The following is an 18857-nucleotide window of genomic DNA, read 5'->3' on the forward strand; positions in this document are numbered from 1 at the left end:
AAAAAGCGCTATGCCCGACGCCCAAGGCCACAAAACGCTCAGAGCCACTTACCAAAACAAACAAATAACCCCGGCAGATATCCTGACCGGGGTTTTTGTTGGATCACTGCGGGGGCTGGGCGGAAACCTGGAAACCTAGGCCGTTTCGGAGAGAACCTGTCCCAGCGTTTCCACCATCTCGTCAATCATGCCTTCTTCTACAATCAATGGAGGCGAAAGAGCGGTGATGTCGCCAGTCACGCGGATCAGCAAGCCCGCCTCGAAGCACTTGACGAAAACCTCGTAAGCACGTTTTCCGGGCGCGTCCTCGCGGGAGTTGAGTTCAATGCCGGCAATGACGCCAACAGTGCGGATGTCCTTGACGTGTTTGGCGCTCTTGAGCGTATGGATACGGTCTTCCCAGGCGTTTGAAATCTCCGAACCACGGGTCAGAAGCTTATGTTTTTCGTAGATATCGAGCGTGGCAAGGCCGGCAGCGCAGGCAACCGGGTGACCGGAATAGGTATAGCCGTGGAAGAGTTCGATTGTTTCGGCCGGACCATCCATGAAGGCTTCATAGATCGCGTCTTGCGCGAAGACCGCTCCCATCGGAATGACGCCGTTGGTAAGACCCTTGGCAGTGGTAAAGAGATCCGGTTTCACGCCGAAGAAATCGGATGCGAAAGGGGCGCCAAGGCGTCCGAAACCGGTGATGACCTCATCGAATATCAACAGGATACCGTGACGGTCGCAGATCGCACGCAGCCGTTCCAGATATCCCTTGGGCGGGATGAGCACACCTGTGGAGCCTGCAACCGGCTCGACAATGACCGCGGCGATCGTCTCCGCCCCGTGTAGCGCGACGATCCGTTCCAGATCGTCGGCAAGATGTGCGCCCCACTCCGGCTGGCCCTTGCTGAAGCTGTTGTGTTCGGGAGCATGGGTGTGCGGCAAGTGGTCGACGCCGGTCAGGAGCGACCCGAAATGGCGGCGGTTGTTGACGATACCGCCAACGGAAATGCCGCCGAAGCCCACACCGTGATAGCCGCGTTCCCGCCCGATCAACCGGGTTCGGGAAGCGTCCCCCCTGGCGCGGTGATAGGCGAGTGCCATCTTCAATGCCGTGTCGACGGATTCCGACCCGGATCCGGTAAAGAAGACGTGGTTGAATCCGTCCGGAGCAATCTGTTTCAGACGCTCGGCAAATTCGAACGCGATCGGATGGCCCATCTGGAAGGAGGGCGCGTAGTCCAGTTCGGACAGCTGCCGGGCGACCGCATTGGTGATCTCTTCATAACCGTGTCCGGCATTGCAGCACCAGAGGCCCGCAGTGCCGTCGAGAATGCTGCGGCCGTCGTCGCTGCGGTAATGCATGCCCTTGGCCGAGACCAGCATGCGTGGAGACTGCTTGAACTGCCGGTTCGCGGTAAATGGCATCCAGTAAGCGTCAAGCGGCTGGTTGGATCGAATATCTGTGTTGTTGTTGACGATGTTCATGTGCGCCTCCTCGGTCGGTCGCACTAGAAAGCACTGATTTTGGCAAGCCGAATAGTCTGTTTCTTGCAGGCATCAAGGTATTGAAAAGACGCATTTTGAATGGGAAACTGTTTAGGATGATAAACACACTAAACACCGATGACTTCTCACGCGACGTCGGATTGCGCCTGCGGGCGATCCGGGAAGCGCATGGCTATTCACAGCGGGAATTGGCCAAACGGGCCGGTGTCACCAACGGTTTCATCTCTCAGCTGGAAGCGGCCAAGATCAACACCTCCCTGAGCGCGCTGAAACGCGTTCTGGACGGTATACCGATCGGTCTGTCCGAGTTCTTCGCCTATGAGCCGGAGCGGCAGGAGCAGGTGTTTTTCGGCGTCGATGAGCTGACCGAAATCGGCAAGGGCAACATTTCCTACAGGCAAGTCGGCAACAGCCTCTTCGGCCACGAGCTGCAGATGCTTTACGAAGTTTATGAAGCGGGTGCGGATACAGGGCGGGTCATGCTCAGCCACGAGGGCGAGGAAGCCGGTATCGTCATTGAGGGACGGCTTGAAGTTACCGTCGGCGAGCAGAGAAAGGTCCTCGGACCTGGAGATGCCTACCTCTTCAAGAGTTCGATCCCACACAGGTTCAAGGCACTGCGAAACGGCCGCTGTGTCGTTGTCAGCGCCTGTACGCCGCCGACGTTCTGACCCTACGCTAGAACAGTCCGAGCTTCTTCGAATTCGCCTTCCATTGCACCAGACGGTGGCTCGAGGTCGTCTCGTTGGCCCTGGCTGCAATGTCGACCATCAGGCTGAGCGCGGCAACGATCCCGATTGTCGATTCCAGAAAGAGGCCCGTTCTGGAAGGCGCATAGACGGCGGCATTGGCGATCTCCCTACTCCAGTGGCAATATTCGTCCGAAACCACAATCACTGATCGGCCCTGGCTCTTTGCAAGCCGGGCGAGCTTCAGCGATTCCGATGCATAGGGCACGACGTCCACCAGGATAAGGCATGTTGTGGCGGCCGTTTCCGGGCCGTGATCAAGCCACTCGCCCAGCATGCCGTCATGGGCGGACAGGAAATGGACATTCTTTCGCGCGAGCGCCATCCGGCGGGCGAAATCCTCCACTGTTCCCCGGATCGACTGAAATCCCGTGGCGTAAATCGTCTCGGAAGCCGAAACCAGTCGGATGACCTCTTCCCAATTATCGCCTTGCGTCTGGTTGAAGACGTTGGTCAGTCCCTGGACCTCGGCTTCCAGCGTCTCGACGAACCGCAAAGGGATGTCCCCGTCGGTGACGAAGGAGGCCGTGGTGACCGAATAATGTTCGCGCAGCAGCTGCTTCAGCCCTTTCATGCCGTCGCATCCGAGCCGGCGCAGCAACCTTCCGACGGTGACCTCTGAAACCCCCGCCTTTTCCGCGAGAGATTTTCCGGTTTCCAGTCCGAGAGATGAAATATTCAGGCTGACAAACTGCGCAAGCCGGGCCTCCTGCTTGGGGAGTTTGGGTGTTTCATCCTGCAAGCGTTTGATGAATTCATCGAATTTCGCCTGAGGGAAGGAGGAGAAGCCGGCTTCCATTTCAGCTCCCAAAATGACAGAAAAATAACATTTGACAGAAATGTCATAATTCAATCTCCTTTTGGACGCAAGCCCGTTCACCTCCCAGAAACGTGGCAGCAAACCAGAGGGTTCCATGACTAACAACACGCTGAAGAGAGTTGCCAAGGCAACACTTGGGGCAGCGGCACTGGTGGCTGTTGCCAGTGCTGCGCAGGCCGAGGAAGAACTGAATCTCTACAACTGGGGCGACTACATAAATCCGCAGGTTCTGACCAGATTTACCGAGGAGACGGGGATCAAGGTCAACCTGGACACCTATGGCTCCAACGAGGAAATGCTTGCGAAGATCCAGGCCGGCGCCACCGGTTACGATATCGTGTTCCCGTCGGTCCATATGCACGACATCATGTTCCAGCTTGGTTTGCTGGAAAAGACCGGCATCGGCAGCGATCCGGCTTTCAAGAACATCGACCCGCAGTTCATCCGCGCGAAAACAGATCCGGATGCGGAATACTGTCTGCCGTATGCCTGGGGCACTGTCGGCATCGCCTACAACAAGCAGAAAGTGGCCGAAATGACCGGCTGGGAGGATTTCTTCGCCCTGGCTGACAAGGGCGAGAAGATCATCCTTCTCGACGATCTGCGCGAGACCATCGGCATCGGTCACATCATGAACGGCACGTCGGTCAATTCCACTGATGAAGCCGAGATCAAGGCCGCGGCAGATTACATTCTGGAGCGCAAGAAGAACGTCACCGCCTTTACCTACGACAGCATTCCGCTGGTCCAGTCCGGCGATGTGGCGGCGGCACACTGGTATGTCGGCGCGAACATTTTCGTGCAGCAGGCTCCGGACGTGCTCGCCTACGTCATCCCGGAGGAAGGCGCGACCATGTACCAGGAGGATATCTGCGTCCTTGCCAGCGCACCGAACAAGGACAACGCAAAGAAGTTCCTGCAATTCTATCTTCAGCCGGAAATTTCCGCGCTGAACGTACAGCAGCAGCTGAATGGCACCCCGAACCTGCCGGCCCGGGAGCTCCTGCCGCCGGAAATTGCCAACAACGAAAGCATCTACCCGCCTCAGGACGTGATGGAAAAGCTGCAGATCTTCGTGGACCTCGGCCGCGACCTTCAGCTTTACAACAGTGAATGGACGCGCATCAAAACGGCACAATGAGTGCGGATGCGGACGACCGTCACGACCAGACTGCGCGGCCACGGGCCGCGCATGTCGCCTGACGTTCCGAGGGGGTAGAATGCAAGGAATTTTGAGGATCGAAAGCGCCTACAAGAGCTTTCAGGCTCCGGAAGGTGGCGTCATCCGGGCACTGGACAACGTGTCCCTGACAGTGGCTCACAACGAGTTTCTGACGCTGCTTGGCCCGTCGGGCTGCGGCAAGACCACCTTGCTGAGGGCGGTCAGCGGGTTTGAGGATCTCGACGGTGGCGAGATCTACATAGACGGCCAACCGGTATCGGATCAGCCGGCACACAAACGACCGGTCAACACCGTCTTTCAAAGATATGCCCTGTTCCCGCACCTGTCGGTGCAACGGAACGTTGCCTACAGTCTCGAGGTTAGAGGCGTCGCGAAAGCGGAAATCAGACAGCGTGTCGGCAGCATGCTTGAGCTTGTCGGCCTTGCCGGAATGGGCACGCGCAAGATCGGCCAGCTTTCCGGTGGACAGCAACAGCGGGTGGCCCTTGCCCGTTCGCTTGTGGCGCGGCCAAAAATTCTTCTGCTGGATGAACCTCTTTCGGCGCTGGACAAGAACCTGCGTCACAAGATGCAGCAGGAGCTGAAGACCCTGCAGCACGAACTTGGCATCTCGTTCATCTTCGTCACCCACGATCAGGAAGAAGCGCTGGTTATGTCGGACCGGATCGCGGTGCTGAACGGCGGCAACATCCAGCAACTGGATGCGCCTGAAGAGCTCTACCGACGTCCGGCGAACGAATTCGTTGCCCGCTTCATCGGCGAAAGCAACCTTCTGGACGCGACAGTGGTTTCGGTTGCCGGTACGCGTTGCGACGTCGTTCTGACCGATGGTACCGTCATACGCGATTGTCCGGTAAACGGCCTGAAGCGGGGCGATCCGGCTAAGGTGTTGATCCGGCCGGAAAACCTTCTGGCGGACCTGGGGCAAAGCGGTTCTGGCGAGCGGGCGGGACACGAAATCTCGGGCACGGTCAGCGAGAGCTTTTTCGCCGGAACCGATTACCGTCTTGTCCTTTCTTGCCAGGGGCTGCCGCCGGTCAGGGCATCGCTTCGGGCGGGACCTGGCACGTCGCATCACACCATCGGCGAACGGACTTCGCTGTTCGTGCCGCATGATGCCGTGCACCTCATTCCTGGAAATGGAGCTCCGGCATGAGCAAGGGGCACAACACACTGGAAAACAGGAGAAAGCTGACGCTGTTTGGCCTCTTGCTGCCACCGTCCGCCTTTCTCGCGATCTTCTTCCTCGGGCCGCTCACCATCATGATCGTCTATTCCTGGCTCACACCGGGTCTTTATGGCGGTGTTGAATGGAAATTCTTTCACCTGAACTACGGCCGCATCCTGGGCTGGGCCGACACCAAGTACGAGCGCTTCGATCCGGTCTATATCGAGATCTTTCTGCGGTCGGTGAAACTGGCAGCAACCACTGTTTTGCTCAGCCTCATCCTCTGTTACCCAGTCGCTTTCTGGGTGTCGCGGATGTCGGACAGGATGAAAAACCTGGTCATCTTCCTGATCACGCTGCCTTTCTTCATCAGCCTGATCGTGCGTCTGTTCGCGTGGGTCCTGATCCTGAGGCCGACCGGTTTCTTCAACCAGGCGCTGATGGGCCTCGGACTGATCGATCAGCCGCTGGAAATCATCTTCACAGGCACGGCGGTGGTCATCGGCATGGTCTATGTGTTCGTGCCGTTCATGTTCCTGCCGCTCTATGCAAGCATCGAAAAGCTGGACCACAGCCTGATCGAAGCCTCGCAGGACCTGGGCGCCAACCGGCTTCAGACGTTCTTTCGCGTGATCCTGCCAATGACCCTGCCAGGCATCGTTGGCGGCTCGATCATCGTCTTCATCCCGAGCCTCGGCAATTTCATCGTGCCGTCGCTTCTGGGCGGGGCAAAGGTGGTCATGATCGGCAATCTGATCGAGCAGCAATTCCTGTCGGCGCGCAACTGGCCCTTCGGAGCGGCGCTCGGAATGATGGTGATGGCCGCTGTCCTGGTCCTGCTTCTCTACTACATCCGCATTGTTACCCGTGAAGAACGGCGCTCCGGCGGATCGAAGGTGGCAGAGGAGGTTGCGGCATGAGGCGCAAGATTTCCTGGCGAAACCTGTTCCTGTCGGTCTACGGATGGCTGTTTCTGGTCTTCATCTACGTGCCGATCCTGTTGATCACGGTGTTCTCGTTCAACTCCAACCCGGTCAACATGATGATCTGGCAGGGGTTTACCTTCGACTGGTACCGCACGATCTTCGGCTTCCCGACAGAACTGAACGAGCTGACGCTTTATGTGGAATCAACCGATCAGCTCTATAACGCGGTCCTGAACAGCCTGACGGTGGCCCTTATCACGACGGCAGTGTCGACGGTGCTCGGAACGTCGGTTGCGTTGGCGGTCGCCCGCTTCCGGTTCCGCCTCAAGAATTTCTACCGGGCCCTTCTGTTCATGCCGATGATCATGCCCGACATCATCCTCGGCATCGCACTGTTGATCTTCTTCGTGTCCTTCGGCTTCGGTCTTGGCCTGCACACGATCATCATCGGCCACTGCACGTTCCTCAGCAGTTACGTGTTCATCGTGGTCAGCGCCCGCATCGCGGATATGGACGACAGCCTGGAAGAGGCATCGGCGGATCTGGGGGGCGATGGCTGGACAACATTCCGGCGGGTCACCCTACCGCTGATCGCACCGGGCGTCATCGGCGGTGCGATGCTCGCCTTCATCATCTCGATGGATGATCTGGTGATCACCTATTTCATCTCCGGCGTCGATTCCACGACCCTGCCTGTTCACATCTACGGGATGCTGCGCAGGGGCATCAAACCGGAAATCAATGCAATTGCCACGGTCATGCTGGTGTTTTCGTTCATCATCGCATCCGTTGGCCTCTACATGCGGTCCCGCAAGAAATGACGCAGAAACATAACTCCAAACGTGCCCGCGACCTGGGACTTCCCATGCCGGGCACACCGGGTCCGCAAAACGCGATTACCGATGTCGAAGGGGTGCTTGTTGGCTATGAAACGCTGTCCTCAAGGCTGACACCTGCGCTCGCGAGCAACGGCCTTCCCGTGCAGACCGGCGTCACGGCAATCCTGCCCAGGGGGCGGACATCGACACCGCGTCCGGTGTGGGCGGGGCTGCATGCGCTCAACGGCAACGGTGAAATGACCGGCAGTCACTGGGTCAAGGACGCGGGCTATTTCACCGGCCCGATCCTGATCACCAATACGCACAGCGTAGGCGCTGCGCACGAGGCCGCTGTACGCTGGATGGTCGATACCTATCGCGATGCCTGGGAGAACAACCACCTTTGGGCGATGCCGGTTGTCGCGGAAACATATGACGGTGTCCTGAACGACATCAATGGCCTGCATGTGCGGCCGGAACACGCGGCAAAAGCCCTCGAAAACGCGACATCCAATCCACCTGCCGAAGGCAATGTCGGCGGTGGTGCAGGCATGATCTGTTACGAGTTCAAGGGAGGGACAGGCACCGCCTCACGCCGTATCGAGGCAGGTGGCAAGCCCCACACGCTCGGAGTTCTTGTGCAGGCGAACCACGGTCTTCGGCCATGGTTCAAGGTGCTGGGACAGCCCGTCGGCGAAAAGATGATGGAAGACCGGTTGCCGGGCTTCAAGGCGGAGCGTGGCTCGATCATCGTGATCATCGCAACGGATCTGCCGCTGTTGCCTTCCCAGCTAGACCGTCTGGCCCGCCGCGCGACCATCGGCATTGGCCGGGGCGGAACGCCGGGCGGCAACAGCTCCGGCGACATTTTCCTTGCTTTCAGCACGGCCAATGAAATGGATCTGCCGCAGCTCAGCGGGCCGTGGAAATCCATGGTGTCGCTGAACGACGATCTGCTCGATCCGGTTTACATGGCTGCGGTGGAGGCAATCGAGGAAGCTGTCCTCAACGCCATGCTGGCGGCCGAAGACACGCCAACCGCAAGGCCCGCAGGTGCGGTTTGCCGGGCAATCGACGCCGAAGCCCTCAAGGAGCTCTTCGCACGGGTTTGAAAGCCCCACCGGTGCCGATAGGTGCAAGTCATCGGCGGGGCTGTGGTGCCGTCTATCGGCCTATCGCGTAGGCCTGCATCAGGCGCGGCGTTGCCGCTGCCTTCAGGACGCCGTCAGCGCTGCGCTTGGCGGCGGTCAGCCGGCCGATGGTCCAGTTGCCGGAAACTTCCACCGAATGCCCGCGGGCCCGCAGCAGATTGATTGTCTCTGAGCTGAAATTGCCTTCCGCCATCACGTGCCCCGGCTGGCGTTGGCGCGGGTGGAACGACGTCGGGAAATGGGTGGTGTGGAACAGCGGCAGGTCGATGGCTTCCTGCAGGTTGAGGCCGTGATGCACCAGCCTCAGGAACAGGGAAAGCTGCCACTGGTCCTGCTGGTCGCCGCCTGGTGTGCCGAACACCATCGCCGGTCGCCCTTCATGGAAGGCCAGGCTCGGCGTCAGCGTGGTGCGCGGGCGTTTGCCGGGTGCCAGGCTGGTCGGCAGGCCGTCTTCCAGCCAGAACATCTGCGCGCGGGAATTCAGACAGAAGCCGAGCGCGGGAATGATCGGAGAGGATTGCAGCCAACCGCCGGACGGGGTCGCGGCAACCATGTTGCCCCAGCGGTCGATGATGTCGAGATGAACCGTGTCGCCCCGCCGCTCGGAAAGATGCGCCATCGTCGGTTCGTAAAGACCCGTGTTGGCAATGCCTGCGCGCTCGATCACGGCCATGTTGGCAGCCACCTGATCCTCAAAACCCGGCAGAACGCCGGGGCGCAGGTCGAAGGATGCGGTGTCGGAAATCAGTTTGCGCCGCGCATCGTTGTAGTCTTCCGACAGCAGCGTGCTCATCGGAACGTCAACAAAAGCGGGATCGCCGTAATAGACCTCGCGGTCCGCATAGGCGAGCTTCATGGCTTCGGTCACATGGTGGACGAAGTCGGCACCAGCCGGGTCCATTGCGCCGATGTCGAAGCCTTTCAGGAGCGCCAGCGCCTGCAGGAGCACAGGCCCCTGTCCCCATGGGCCGGTCTTGGCAACGGTCCAGTCGTGATAGTCGCTCAGGAGCGGATCTTCGTAGGTGGCACACCAGGTCGCCAGATCGTCGGCGGTCAGCACACCCTTGTGCTTGGTGCCCGAACCATCCATCACCTCGGCGGTTTCCAGGAAGGCCGCTATCTCCTCGGCAATGAAGCCGCGGTAGAAACAGTCCCGTGCCGCGTCGATCTGCTTCTCGCGGCCGGATTGGCTTTCCGCTTCGCTCAAGAGCCGGGTCCAGGTCTGGGCCAGAACCGGGTTTTTGAACATCTCGCCGGCTTCCGGAACGTTTCCGCCAGGCACCCAGGTCTCGAAGGACGTCGGCCATTCTGTCTGGAAGAAGTCCTTCAGCCCGCCGATGGTCGCCGCTGCACCCGGCAACATGGGCTGGCCGTTTTCAGCGTAATAGATCGCAGGCTCCAGCACATCGCGCAGGCTCAATGTGCCGTGGTCGCGCAGCATCAGCATCCAGCCGTCGAAGGCACCCGGAATGACGGTCGACAGCAGGCCGTTGCCCGGAATGAGATCCAGCCCTTCCGCCTTGTAATGATCGATGGTGGCTCCCGCCGGGGCAGGTCCCTGGCCGCAGACAACCTTGGTTTCGCCGGTTCCGGCCTTGTGGAAGATCACCGGCAAATCGCCGGCAGGGCCGTTCAGATGCGGCTCCAGAACCTGCAGCACAAGCCCGGTCGCAACGGCAGCGTCAAAGGCATTGCCGCCTTTTTCCAGGATGCTCATGCCGACGGCGCTTGCGATCCAGTGGGTGGAAGTGACGACACCGAAGGTGCCGGTGATTTCGGGGCGGGTGGTAAAAGTCGGCATGAGTTACTCTTTGGGTTTTAAAAAACGGGTCAGCTTTCGCGCGGGTCGAGAGCGTCGCGCAGGCCATCGCCAAGCAGGTTGAAACCGAGAACGACCAGGAAGATCGCCGCGCCCGGCCACCAGGCCATCCAGGGCGCCTGGGTCATGAAGTTCTTGGCAACGTTCAGCATGGAACCCCAGCTCGGTGCGGGCGGTTGCTGGCCGAGGCCGAGGAAGGAAAGGCTCGCTTCGGCAATGATCGCGGTGGCGACTGTCAGGGTCGCCTGAACCAGAACCGGCGCAAACACGTTGGGCAGGATGTAGCGGGACATGATCGCGAAATGGCTGAGCCCGATGGCCCGTGCCCCTTCGACATAGTCTTCCGTCTTGACCGACAGCACCTGGCCGCGCGTCAGGCGCACGAAGATCGGCATGGCCGACAGGCCGATGGCGATCATGGCGTTGCTGAGGCTTGGCCCCAGGAACGCGGCAAGCGCAATCGCCAGAATGAGAAAGGGCGTTGCCAGAAGCGCATCGGTGACCCGTGAGATTGCCTGGTCGATCCAGCCGCCGAAATAGCCCGACAAAAGTCCGAATGGGACACCGATCAGGACAGCGATCAGCACGGACACGACGCCCGCCATCAACGAAGCCTGTGCCCCCCAGATCATGCGCGAGAGAATGTCCCGGCCGATCTCGTCTGTGCCGAGCCAGTGGGCGGCGGATGGCGCCTTGCGCACGGCGCTCCAGCTGGTTGCGGCCGGGTCCGCAATGGGCAGCAGCGGCGCGGCAACCGCTATGCCGATGAAAAAGGCGACGATGATGAAACCGAACAGCGCGCTCTTGTTCGCCTTCAGCTTTTTCCAGGCGCGGCTTTCGAGGCGGATGGTTTCCTCGGCCGGATCTGTGGCGGTGGTCACGGCGCTCACAGGCTGCTCCTCATGCGCGGGTTGAGAAGGAAGTAGAGAACATCGGCGATCAGGTTCATCAGGATGAAGCCGGCAGCCGTGCACATGACGATCCCCTGGACGACGGCATAATCGCGAGTGAAGACCGCATCGACGATCAGCTTGCCGAAGCCCGGAATGGTGAAGATCTGTTCCGTAAGCACCGCTCCTGCCAGCAATTCGCCAAAGAGCAGGGCACTCAGGGTGACGATGGGCAGAAGCGCGTTGCGGAACGCGTGTTTCAGGATGACCACATTCTCTCGAAGACCTTTGGCACGGGCGGTGCGGACGTAGTCGGCCTTCAGGACACCCAGCATGGCCGAGCGGGTGTGTCGCATCAACGTGGCCGCCAGTGCCGTGCCCAGAACGAAGGCTGGCATGATCATGGTCTGGAGTGATTTCAGCGGATCGACGAAGGGCGATTCATAGCCGGAGGCCGGCAGCCAGCCCAGGTGAACGGAGACCAGCATGATCAGCATGATGCCGAGCCAGAAATTCGGGATGGAAAGGCCGGACAGCGCCACGAAATTGGCGATGTAGTCCACGGCGGTTCCCTTGCGCACCGCGGACAGGATGCCGGCCGGAATGCCTATGGCAAAGGCGATGACCATCGCCATCACCGCGAGCTGGATCGTGACCGGCAGCTTGTCGGCAATAAGTTGCGTCACCGGCTGATTGGTCCGCAGCGAAATGCCGAGATCGCCCTGCAGCATGGCCTTTATCCAGGAAAAATACTGGTAGAGGATCGGGTCGTTGAGCCGGTATTTCTCGCGGATGAACGCCAGCACCTCAGGATCGCGTTCTTCGCCGGCAAGCACGAGCGCCGGGTCGCCGGGCAGCAGTTTCTGCAGCACGAACACGAAGACCGAGACCAGAATGAGCGTCGGGATGGCGATGAGCAGCCGGCGTACGATGTAGGACAGCATTCAGGCAAAATCCGTTTGGATCGAGACCCGGCAAGAGCCGGGTCCCGTCATGCGTCTGGTTATTTGAACTTGACGTTCTCGAGGCGGATCATGCCGTCAGGATAGGCGGTGAAGCCTTCCAGCTTGCCGGACAGGGCCCAGATCCAAGTCGGGTGGTAGAGATAGACGATCGGCAATTCGTTGATCAGGATATCCCGTGCCGCGTCATACTTGGCCTTGCGCGTGGCGGTGTCATTGCTCTGCCGCGCCTCGTCCAGCAGCTTGTCGACTTCCGGAATGCAGACCTTGGAATCGTTGATCCCGCCCTTGCAGGTCATGAACTGGTGGATGTTGCCGTCCGGATCGACACGACCCGACCAGCCCACCTGGCTTGCCTGGTAGTTGCCCGCGGACTGGTCCGCCAGCAGGCTGGCGAATTCCATCGACTTCAGTTTGACGTTGAAACCAGCTTCCGCCGCCATCGACTGAACAACCTGCATCATTTGCGTCTGCACGGGGTTGTTGGCCACCTGCACTTCGACGTCGAGGCTGTCATAACCGGCTTCCTTCAGCAGGGCCTTTGCCTTTTCGACATCCCGTGCCGGAACCGGATAGTCCTTGTCGTACCAGGGGCTGGTCGGCGGGAACGGCTGGTTGCCGGGTGCAAAGGCGCCTTCGAAGACAACCTGGTTGATCGCGTCACGGTCGAGCGACAGGCTGAAGGCCTGGCGGATCTTCGGGTCGTTGCCGAACGGGTTGTCACCCTTCTCGCCGTTGTTGAGGTTCACCGTGATGCCCTGGTAGCCAAGGCTGACGGCTTCCGCGAAGCCGAGGTTGGCATCGCCCTTAACCGAGGCGACGTCGGTTGCAGCAAGGCGTTCCAGCATGTCGATATCGCCGGAGCGCAGGTTGGCGAGACGTACGGTTGTATCGGGGATCGGCAGGAAAGTGACTGTGTCGAAGTTGATGGCATCCTTGTTCCAGTAGCCGTCGAACTTGGACAGAACAATGCGGTCCTGCTGGACGCGTTCAACGAACTTGAACGGGCCGGAACAGACCGGGTTGTTGCCGAAGTCGGCCCCGGCGGCTTCTGCGGCGGTCGGGGAAACCATCATGCCGGCGCGGTCGGCAAACTGGGCCAGCAGCGTTGCATCCGGCGAGGCGAGGCTGATCTTGACTTGCAGCGGGCCGGAAACTTCCACGCCCTCAATGGACTTGACTTCACTCTTGCGGCGGCTTTCCGGAAGGGTCTTCGAGCGCTCGATGTTGGCCTTCACCGCTTCCGCGTCAAAGGGCGTGCCGTCGTGGAAGGTCACGCCTTCGCGCAGGTCCATGGTCAGAACCTTGCCGTCGTCGGACCAGGTCCAGCCGGTGGCCAGCTGCGGGATGATTTCCAGATCCGGGGTGATGTCCACCAGCTTGTCGCACAGCGAGGTGTAGACGATACGGCCGACAAAGGTCCGGGACTGATCGGGATCCAGCACATCGGCATCGTCCTGCAGGCCGATACGAAGATCGGCGGCTTGGGCGGCCGTGGCCAGGGTCGTTGCGCTGAGCAGCAGCGCGGCAAGGAAATCCTTACGCATGTTTGTACTCCTCTCGGAAGGGCTCGATTTATGGTCTTGCGGCCGTCGTCGGCTCTTTTTGTTGACTTCGGGTCCGGAACAGCGCGAAGCGCTTTTCCGCATTGGGGCTCCTTGGCGGTTCCTGAACCGGGGGCTGGGCATCGTCTGCAATCTTTTCCCAGTGGTGACAGGCGACGGTCCGGTCACCGGCAACATTGGCGGGCACCGGTTTCTCCCGGCTGCAAAGGTCGGTCGCGTGCGGACAACGCGGATGGAAACGGCAGCCTGAAGGCGGATCCAGCGGCGAGGGCACGTCGCCTAGGAGAGCGGCCTTCATCGACCGGCCATGGGGTGAGGCAATCGGGATCGCGCGCATCAGGGCCTGGGTATAGGGATGCAACGGCTTGTCGAAGAGCGCGTCGTTCGGCGCCAACTCGACGATTTCGCCCAGGTACATGACAGCCACCCGGTCGCTCATGTGGCGGATGACCGCCAGATCGTGGGCGATCAGGATCAGCGTCAGGTCGAATTCCGACTTCAGGTCTTCCAGAAGATTGATGACCTGGGCCTGCACCGAAACATCCAGTGCCGAAACGGGTTCATCGCCGACGATCACCTTGGGACCGCTGGCGAGCGCCCGGGCTATGCCGATGCGCTGGCGCTGACCGCCGGAAAACTCGTGCGGATAGCGGTTGGCAAAGGCTGGACGCAAACCGACCCTGTTCAGAAGCTCGGCGACCTTCTGCCGTCGTTCGGTGCGGGTCAGCGCCGTGTGAACCTTCATCGGTTCCTCGATCAGCGCGCCGACGGTCATGCGCGGATTGAGCGAGGAAAACGGGTCCTGGAATACGAACTGCAGGTCTTTCCGCAACCGGCGCATTTCCTGTTCGGACAGGGCGGAAATGTCGTTGCCGTCGTAAAGAACCGCACCGTCCGACGGTGTCAGCAGGCGGACGAGAAGACGTGCCAGCGTGGATTTTCCGCAGCCGCTTTCTCCAACGATGGAGAAGGTTTCTCCACGTTTGATGGTCAGCGATACACCGTTGACGGCACTGACCGAGGTTGCCGGTTTGAAAAGGCTCTTGCGGCCGCCGAAACGCTTGGTGACGGCGCGCGTCTCGATGATCTTGTCCCGGGTTGGCAGGCTCATCCGGCAGCCTCCGCAAATGCGCTTTCCAAGGGCGCGTAATGGCAGGCGGCCCGGTGAGATGGGCCAAGTTCGACAAGTGCCGGCGTTGTTTCGCAGCCGGTTCCGGCAAAGGGGCAGCGCGGTGTGAACCGGCACCCGGACGGCATGTTGTCGATGGCAGGCACCATGCCGCCAATGGTTGCCAGCCTGCCGGACCGGGGCCCGACCGACGGCACGGAGCTCATCAGGCCGATGGTGTAGGGGTGCTGCGGATCGTCGAAAATTGCGGCGACCGGGCCTTCCTCCACCGCACGCCCCGCGTACATCACACAGACGCGGTCGGCGATTTCGGCGACGACGCCCAGATCATGCGTGATCATGATCAGCGCCGTTCCGCTCTCCTTCTGCAGGTCTTCGATCAGGTCGATGATCTGAGCCTGGATGGTCACGTCCAGCGCGGTGGTCGGCTCGTCGGCGATCAGCAGAACCGGGTCGTTGGCAAGTGCCATGGCAATCATGACGCGTTGACGCATACCGCCGGAAAGCTCATGCGGGTAATCGTCCAGCCGGCTGGAAGCGGCCGGAATCTTGACCCGCTCCAGCATTTCCAGTGCCCTTGCGCGGGCCTGCACACGGTTCACCGGGCGATGCCGCAGCACGATTTCCGATATCTGGTCGCCAATCCTGTAAGACGGATTGAGAGAGGTCATCGGCTCCTGGAAGATCATGGAAATACGGTCGCCGCGCAGGTCGGCGAGCGCGCGCTCTGGCAGGGCCAGAAGGTCCTGCCCCGCGAAAGTTGCCGTGCCGGACATGACCCTGGCAACACCCCGGGGCAGCAGGCCCATCAGCGACAAGGCGGTCACCGACTTGCCGCAGCCGCTTTCTCCGACGATGCACAGGGTTTCGCCCGGACGGACGGCAAAGGATAGGCCATCGACGATGTTTGCCGGGGCACCCTTGAAACGGAGCGAGAGGTCCTGAACCTCAAGAACGGGGGCCTCAGTCGGCATTTGCCGCCTCGCTTGCACTCTGGAAAAGGAGACGCTCCTGCAGCGCCAGCAGGTGGGCGCGCATGGTCTTTTCCGCGGCGATTGGGTCCCGGTTGGCAATGGCCGCGATGATGTCGACATGCTGCGCCCGGTACAGCGTCAGGGCATCGTCGGTTCTCAACGCTTCGCGCACATGGCGCCAGGCGGTGTCCTGCCGGACCCGGTCGACAACGTCGAAAAGTGCCAGGAACAACGTGTTGCGTGCTGCCCGTGCAATGGCCCGGTGCAGGGCGCTGTCCCAGAGTTCGCGGCTGTCCATGTCCTCGGCCTTGCCGACGCGGTCCGCGAGGTCGCTCATGGCGGCAATATCGGAAGGCGCGGCGCGCAGCGCGGCCAGCCGGGCCAGCACCGGCTCGATTTGCAGCCGGACTTCCATGACCTCGAGCATGTTGGAGTTTTCGTGCAGCGACAGGATCTGCTTTTCCGGCTGTGCAGGTTCGCTGCCGATGAAGGTTCCCGCTCCCTGCCTGCGCCAGATCTTGCCTTCGGTTTCAAGTACTTCCAGGGCCCGGCGTACGGCCCTGCGGCCGACACCGATGGTTTCGGACAATTCACGCTCGGTGGGAAGCTGTTCCTCGCCCTCAGCCGTGAGCTGGTCCACGATGATCCGAAGTCGTTCCAAGGCCATGCTGGAGTTGCGCTGCGAAGGTTTGTCGGTGCCGCTCATGCCATACCAATTCGAACCAATTTGAATTGGTCGCATTATTGGCGCGATATTTTTAGCTGTGCAAGTAGTGCATTTTGCCAAGATGTGCCCGATGCGAGTTTCGGACCGGGCTTCAGAGTTCAGGAATTTAAGGGTAAGGCTTCAGTCAGGAATTGTGTAAATAACTGTAGAATATAAAGAAAAACCTCAATGAGGCCTGAAGGGGACACCTTTGCGAAAAGGCTTTGCGAGGTGCTTGCCTGAAATTTGTGCTGGGGAACAAATTTTAATCGGTTCCGCTATTTTCGTCAGGTTATCTCCTGAGGCGAAATTTTGTATTGCATCTCCTTCTTCAAGGGGTTGATTGTTGCTTGGCTTTAGAGAAAATTTATCATTCTTTTCAAGAAAAAGAGTGCTTTTTGATGCTCTGGCTCCCGGTTGGCGAAACTCCTGAAATTGGTTCATAGTAAGCCGTTTGTCGCCGTCGTCGCTTGTGGCGAAATTTTATGCGTGGCTGATCTTTGAGCTTTGCGGCGATTGACAAGATTTTTTTCTTCGGCGATCCTGATATCGAAATAGCGGCAATCGTTCAGCCGCATGGCAATTGCGCCCCGATCTGTCGCAGGTGACCACCTGCGGGTCGGGGTTTTTTTATGTTCAGCCCCCGCGGTTTGCATCGTTCGGCTGAAGGGCAGGGTAATACATGGCCTTTGGTGAAATACCTGTTGGCGTTCTGTTTTCGAAATCCGGTTCCTATGCCGCGATCGGGCAGGAAGGCTATTGGGGTGCCCGGATCGCCATCGATGAAATCAACGCTTCCGGTCTGTTCGATTTCCGTTTCCTGCGCGTGGATGGTGACCCGAAGGGCTCTGCCGAAAACTACGCCGTGGAAGCGGACAGGATGATGCGGGAGGCCGGCTGCCGGCACATCATCGGCACCCAGACATCCTCCTCCCGCAAGGAAGTCTTGCCGGTGATGGAGCGTGGCCGCGGGCTGCTCTGGTACACCACGCCCTATGAGGGCTTCGAAAGCCATGATCGTGTGGTCTACACAGGCGCTTGCCCGAACCAGGGCGTGGTTCCGCTTTTCCGCCACATCGTTCCGGAATCCGGCCGCCGCGCTTTCCTTCTCGGGTCCAACTACATCTGGGGCTGGGAAACCAACCGCATCGCCCGCGAACTTCTGGCCGGGTGTGACGGCGAAGTTCTGGGCGAGCGTTATGTCGCCATCGGCGACGAGAACATCGACCATCTGATCGTTGAAATCCGGGAAAAACGGCCGGACTTCATCTTCAACAACCTGATCGGCGAAAGCAGCTACGCCTTCCTGCGCGCCATGAAGAGGCTTGCGAAGGAAGATCCCGCCTTTGCGCCGAACCGCTGCCCGATCCTCAGTTGCAATCTGACGGAAGCCGAGCTGCCGATCCTGGGGGCTGCCGCCGAGGGTCTTGTGTCCACCTCGACATACTTCGAAACGCTGGACACGCCGGAAAACGAGGATTTCCTGAGCCGGCTGGAAGGCTTGCGCGGCCCGGATGCGTCGATTTCATCCATGTTTGTCGGCCCCTATGAGGCCGTCTGGCTGCTCGCCCGCGCTATTGAGGCCTGTGGTTCGGATGCACCGGATCATGTCCTGGCGGAATTGTGTCGCCGGTCGCACCGGACGCCGTTGCGAGACATCCGGATCGATCCGCAAACGCAGCACGCTTACCTGCAGCCGTTGATCGCGGTGGTGGAAACCACCGGGCCCGAGCGCATCCGCTCCCGGTTCCGCATCATCGAAAAGACGTCCGGCCCATTGGCGCCGGATCCCTATCTGGTCCACTATGACCCGCTGGAAAGCAACGCCGGTACATCTGGTGATACACCGGTACCGGACAACGGCAATTCGCCGAGACTGAGGCTGGTGTCATCATGAGCAGCCTGTTCCGCACCCCGAGTTTCCGCGGTTGGTCCGCGACTGTGCTGCACAAGCCGCATTCCGACAGGGATGCGGTCTGCCGGCAGCTCGACCGTCTCGGCATTGCGGTGTCGACCGCCTGGCCGGAACTTCCCGAGGAAGCAAGGCAAGCCGATCTTGTGATCTTCGACGCCGATGCCGGTCATGATGCCCAGTTCCCCTGGCCGGTTGAGGAACACCCGATGCCGATGATCGCGCTGATGGGCAGCGAGGCCCCCGGGCGGGTCGAATGGGCCATCCGGCGCGGTGCCATTGCCCATCTGAGCAAGCCCATCGCCTCCAGCGGTGTTTACGGTGCGCTTGTCGTTGCCACGCGAACCTTTGCCATGCGCCGCGCATCGGAGGAAAGGATCGCGAAACTGGAAGCCCGCCTTGCCTGTCGGCCTCAGGTCGCCGAAGCCATCCTGCTCCTGATGCAGCACCAGGGCAGCGACGCCGATACCGCCTACAAACTTCTTCAGGACATGGCGATGGCGAGCCGGCAAACCATGGAAGACGTTGCGCTTGATCTGCTGGCGCGTTCAGGAGGGCAGAATGCCGGCCGACGTGAAGCCTGAAGCG

17 protein-coding genes are annotated in these 18857 nt (G+C 60.2%); 8 read left to right on the forward strand and 9 right to left on the reverse strand.

Going from position 1 to position 18857, the window contains the following annotated elements; all coding sequences use genetic code 11:
- Window positions 1-135: 135 nt before the first annotated feature.
- Window positions 136-1476 (reverse strand): aspartate aminotransferase family protein, encoded by a 1341-nt coding sequence (locus Q666_RS34770; protein ID WP_022999334.1) that lies wholly within the window; start codon window positions 1474-1476, stop codon window positions 136-138.
- A gap of 116 nt (window positions 1477-1592) precedes the next feature.
- Here Q666_RS34770 and Q666_RS34775 point away from each other — a divergent pair, with 116 nt between their 5' ends.
- A complete protein-coding gene (locus Q666_RS34775; protein WP_022999333.1) occupies window positions 1593-2168 on the forward strand; it encodes a cupin domain-containing protein in 576 nt (191 codons plus the stop codon).
- A gap of 7 nt (window positions 2169-2175) precedes the next feature.
- Here the strand turns inward: Q666_RS34775 and Q666_RS34780 are convergent, their stop codons facing one another.
- Entirely contained in the window at window positions 2176-3045 is an 870-nt protein-coding gene (locus Q666_RS34780; RefSeq protein ID WP_022999332.1) for a MurR/RpiR family transcriptional regulator, read from the reverse strand.
- Between the two features lie 115 nt (window positions 3046-3160).
- On the opposite strand from Q666_RS34780, the gene Q666_RS34785 reads away from it, so the two are divergent.
- From Q666_RS34785 to Q666_RS34805, 5 genes are all read left to right on the forward strand, one after another.
- Window positions 3161-4207: a spermidine/putrescine ABC transporter substrate-binding protein gene (locus Q666_RS34785; protein WP_031268765.1), complete on the forward strand. Its 1047-nt coding sequence runs from the start codon at window positions 3161-3163 to the stop codon at window positions 4205-4207.
- Window positions 4208-4286: 79 nt separating this feature from the next.
- Window positions 4287-5405, forward strand: a complete 1119-nt coding sequence (locus tag Q666_RS34790) for an ABC transporter ATP-binding protein (RefSeq protein ID WP_022999330.1) — start codon at window positions 4287-4289, stop codon at window positions 5403-5405.
- Window positions 5402-6337, forward strand: coding sequence for an ABC transporter permease (locus Q666_RS34795; protein ID WP_022999329.1), 936 nt, complete (start codon window positions 5402-5404; stop codon window positions 6335-6337). Before Q666_RS34790 ends, Q666_RS34795 begins: the two co-directional genes overlap by 4 nt.
- Window positions 6334-7164 carry an ABC transporter permease gene (locus tag Q666_RS34800; protein ID WP_022999328.1) on the forward strand — a complete coding sequence of 277 codons (831 nt, stop codon included), beginning with the start codon at window positions 6334-6336 and terminating at the stop codon, window positions 7162-7164. Before Q666_RS34795 ends, Q666_RS34800 begins: the two co-directional genes overlap by 4 nt.
- The gene (locus Q666_RS34805) at window positions 7161-8273 is read left to right on the forward strand and encodes a P1 family peptidase (protein ID WP_022999327.1); all 1113 of its coding nucleotides are present in this window, start codon (window positions 7161-7163) and stop codon (window positions 8271-8273) included. Before Q666_RS34800 ends, Q666_RS34805 begins: the two co-directional genes overlap by 4 nt.
- Before the next feature lie 52 nt (window positions 8274-8325).
- Here Q666_RS34805 and Q666_RS34810 read toward each other — a convergent pair whose 3' ends face one another.
- Genes Q666_RS34810 through Q666_RS34840 form a run of 7 tightly spaced genes read right to left on the reverse strand, consistent with a single transcriptional unit; the run spans window position 8326 to window position 16357 of the window.
- The gene (locus Q666_RS34810; RefSeq protein ID WP_022999326.1) at window positions 8326-10113 is read right to left on the reverse strand and encodes a gamma-glutamyltransferase family protein; all 1788 of its coding nucleotides are present in this window, start codon (window positions 10111-10113) and stop codon (window positions 8326-8328) included.
- A gap of 29 nt (window positions 10114-10142) precedes the next feature.
- Window positions 10143-11012, reverse strand: a complete 870-nt coding sequence (locus tag Q666_RS34815; protein ID WP_051990046.1) for an ABC transporter permease — start codon at window positions 11010-11012, stop codon at window positions 10143-10145.
- Between the two features lie 5 nt (window positions 11013-11017).
- Complete coding sequence (locus tag Q666_RS34820; protein ID WP_022999324.1) at window positions 11018-11965, reverse strand: ABC transporter permease; 948 nt, start codon at window positions 11963-11965, stop codon at window positions 11018-11020.
- 59 nt (window positions 11966-12024) lie between these two features.
- The gene (locus tag Q666_RS34825) at window positions 12025-13530 is read right to left on the reverse strand and encodes an ABC transporter substrate-binding protein (protein ID WP_022999323.1); all 1506 of its coding nucleotides are present in this window, start codon (window positions 13528-13530) and stop codon (window positions 12025-12027) included.
- Between the two features lie 28 nt (window positions 13531-13558).
- Window positions 13559-14659, reverse strand: a complete 1101-nt coding sequence (locus tag Q666_RS34830; protein ID WP_022999322.1) for a dipeptide ABC transporter ATP-binding protein — start codon at window positions 14657-14659, stop codon at window positions 13559-13561.
- Window positions 14656-15651 (reverse strand): ABC transporter ATP-binding protein, encoded by a 996-nt coding sequence (locus Q666_RS34835; protein ID WP_022999321.1) that lies wholly within the window; start codon window positions 15649-15651, stop codon window positions 14656-14658. Before Q666_RS34835 ends, Q666_RS34830 begins: the two co-directional genes overlap by 4 nt.
- Entirely contained in the window at window positions 15641-16357 is a 717-nt protein-coding gene (locus Q666_RS34840) for an FCD domain-containing protein (protein WP_022999320.1), read from the reverse strand. The genes Q666_RS34835 and Q666_RS34840 overlap by 11 nt, the downstream gene beginning before the upstream one ends.
- A 682-nt stretch (window positions 16358-17039) precedes the next feature.
- On the opposite strand from Q666_RS34840, the gene Q666_RS34845 reads away from it, so the two are divergent.
- The gene (locus Q666_RS34845) at window positions 17040-18254 is read left to right on the forward strand and encodes a transporter substrate-binding domain-containing protein (RefSeq protein WP_022999318.1); all 1215 of its coding nucleotides are present in this window, start codon (window positions 17040-17042) and stop codon (window positions 18252-18254) included.
- Window positions 18251-18853 carry an ANTAR domain-containing protein gene (locus Q666_RS34850; RefSeq protein ID WP_022999317.1) on the forward strand — a complete coding sequence of 201 codons (603 nt, stop codon included), beginning with the start codon at window positions 18251-18253 and terminating at the stop codon, window positions 18851-18853. The genes Q666_RS34845 and Q666_RS34850 overlap by 4 nt, the downstream gene beginning before the upstream one ends.
- The last annotated feature ends 4 nt before the right edge of the window (window positions 18854-18857 follow it).

Origin of the sequence: Labrenzia sp. C1B70, assembly GCF_000475395.1 — a bacterium.
GTDB classification, from domain to species: Bacteria; Pseudomonadota; Alphaproteobacteria; order Rhizobiales; family Stappiaceae; genus Roseibium; species Roseibium algicola.

Bases quoted from the DNA above. Each gene is read 5' to 3' on its own strand.
- Q666_RS34770 (WP_022999334.1), bottom strand. From the start codon at position 1,476: ATGAACATCGTCAACAACAACACAGATATTCGATCCAACCAGCCGCTT.
- Q666_RS34775 (WP_022999333.1), top strand. From the start codon at position 1,593: ATGATAAACACACTAAACACCGATGACTTCTCACGCGACGTCGGATTG.
- Q666_RS34780 (WP_022999332.1), bottom strand. From the start codon at position 3,045: ATGGAAGCCGGCTTCTCCTCCTTCCCTCAGGCGAAATTCGATGAATTC.
- Q666_RS34785 (WP_031268765.1), top strand. From the start codon at position 3,161: ATGACTAACAACACGCTGAAGAGAGTTGCCAAGGCAACACTTGGGGCA.
- Q666_RS34790 (WP_022999330.1), top strand. From the start codon at position 4,287: ATGCAAGGAATTTTGAGGATCGAAAGCGCCTACAAGAGCTTTCAGGCT.
- Q666_RS34795 (WP_022999329.1), top strand. From the start codon at position 5,402: ATGAGCAAGGGGCACAACACACTGGAAAACAGGAGAAAGCTGACGCTG.
- Q666_RS34800 (WP_022999328.1), top strand. From the start codon at position 6,334: ATGAGGCGCAAGATTTCCTGGCGAAACCTGTTCCTGTCGGTCTACGGA.
- Q666_RS34805 (WP_022999327.1), top strand. From the start codon at position 7,161: ATGACGCAGAAACATAACTCCAAACGTGCCCGCGACCTGGGACTTCCC.
- Q666_RS34810 (WP_022999326.1), bottom strand. From the start codon at position 10,113: ATGCCGACTTTTACCACCCGCCCCGAAATCACCGGCACCTTCGGTGTC.
- Q666_RS34820 (WP_022999324.1), bottom strand. From the start codon at position 11,965: ATGCTGTCCTACATCGTACGCCGGCTGCTCATCGCCATCCCGACGCTC.
- Q666_RS34825 (WP_022999323.1), bottom strand. From the start codon at position 13,530: ATGCGTAAGGATTTCCTTGCCGCGCTGCTGCTCAGCGCAACGACCCTG.
- Q666_RS34830 (WP_022999322.1), bottom strand. From the start codon at position 14,659: ATGAGCCTGCCAACCCGGGACAAGATCATCGAGACGCGCGCCGTCACC.
- Q666_RS34835 (WP_022999321.1), bottom strand. From the start codon at position 15,651: ATGCCGACTGAGGCCCCCGTTCTTGAGGTTCAGGACCTCTCGCTCCGT.
- Q666_RS34840 (WP_022999320.1), bottom strand. From the start codon at position 16,357: ATGAGCGGCACCGACAAACCTTCGCAGCGCAACTCCAGCATGGCCTTG.
- Q666_RS34845 (WP_022999318.1), top strand. From the start codon at position 17,040: ATGGCCTTTGGTGAAATACCTGTTGGCGTTCTGTTTTCGAAATCCGGT.
- Q666_RS34850 (WP_022999317.1), top strand. From the start codon at position 18,251: ATGAGCAGCCTGTTCCGCACCCCGAGTTTCCGCGGTTGGTCCGCGACT.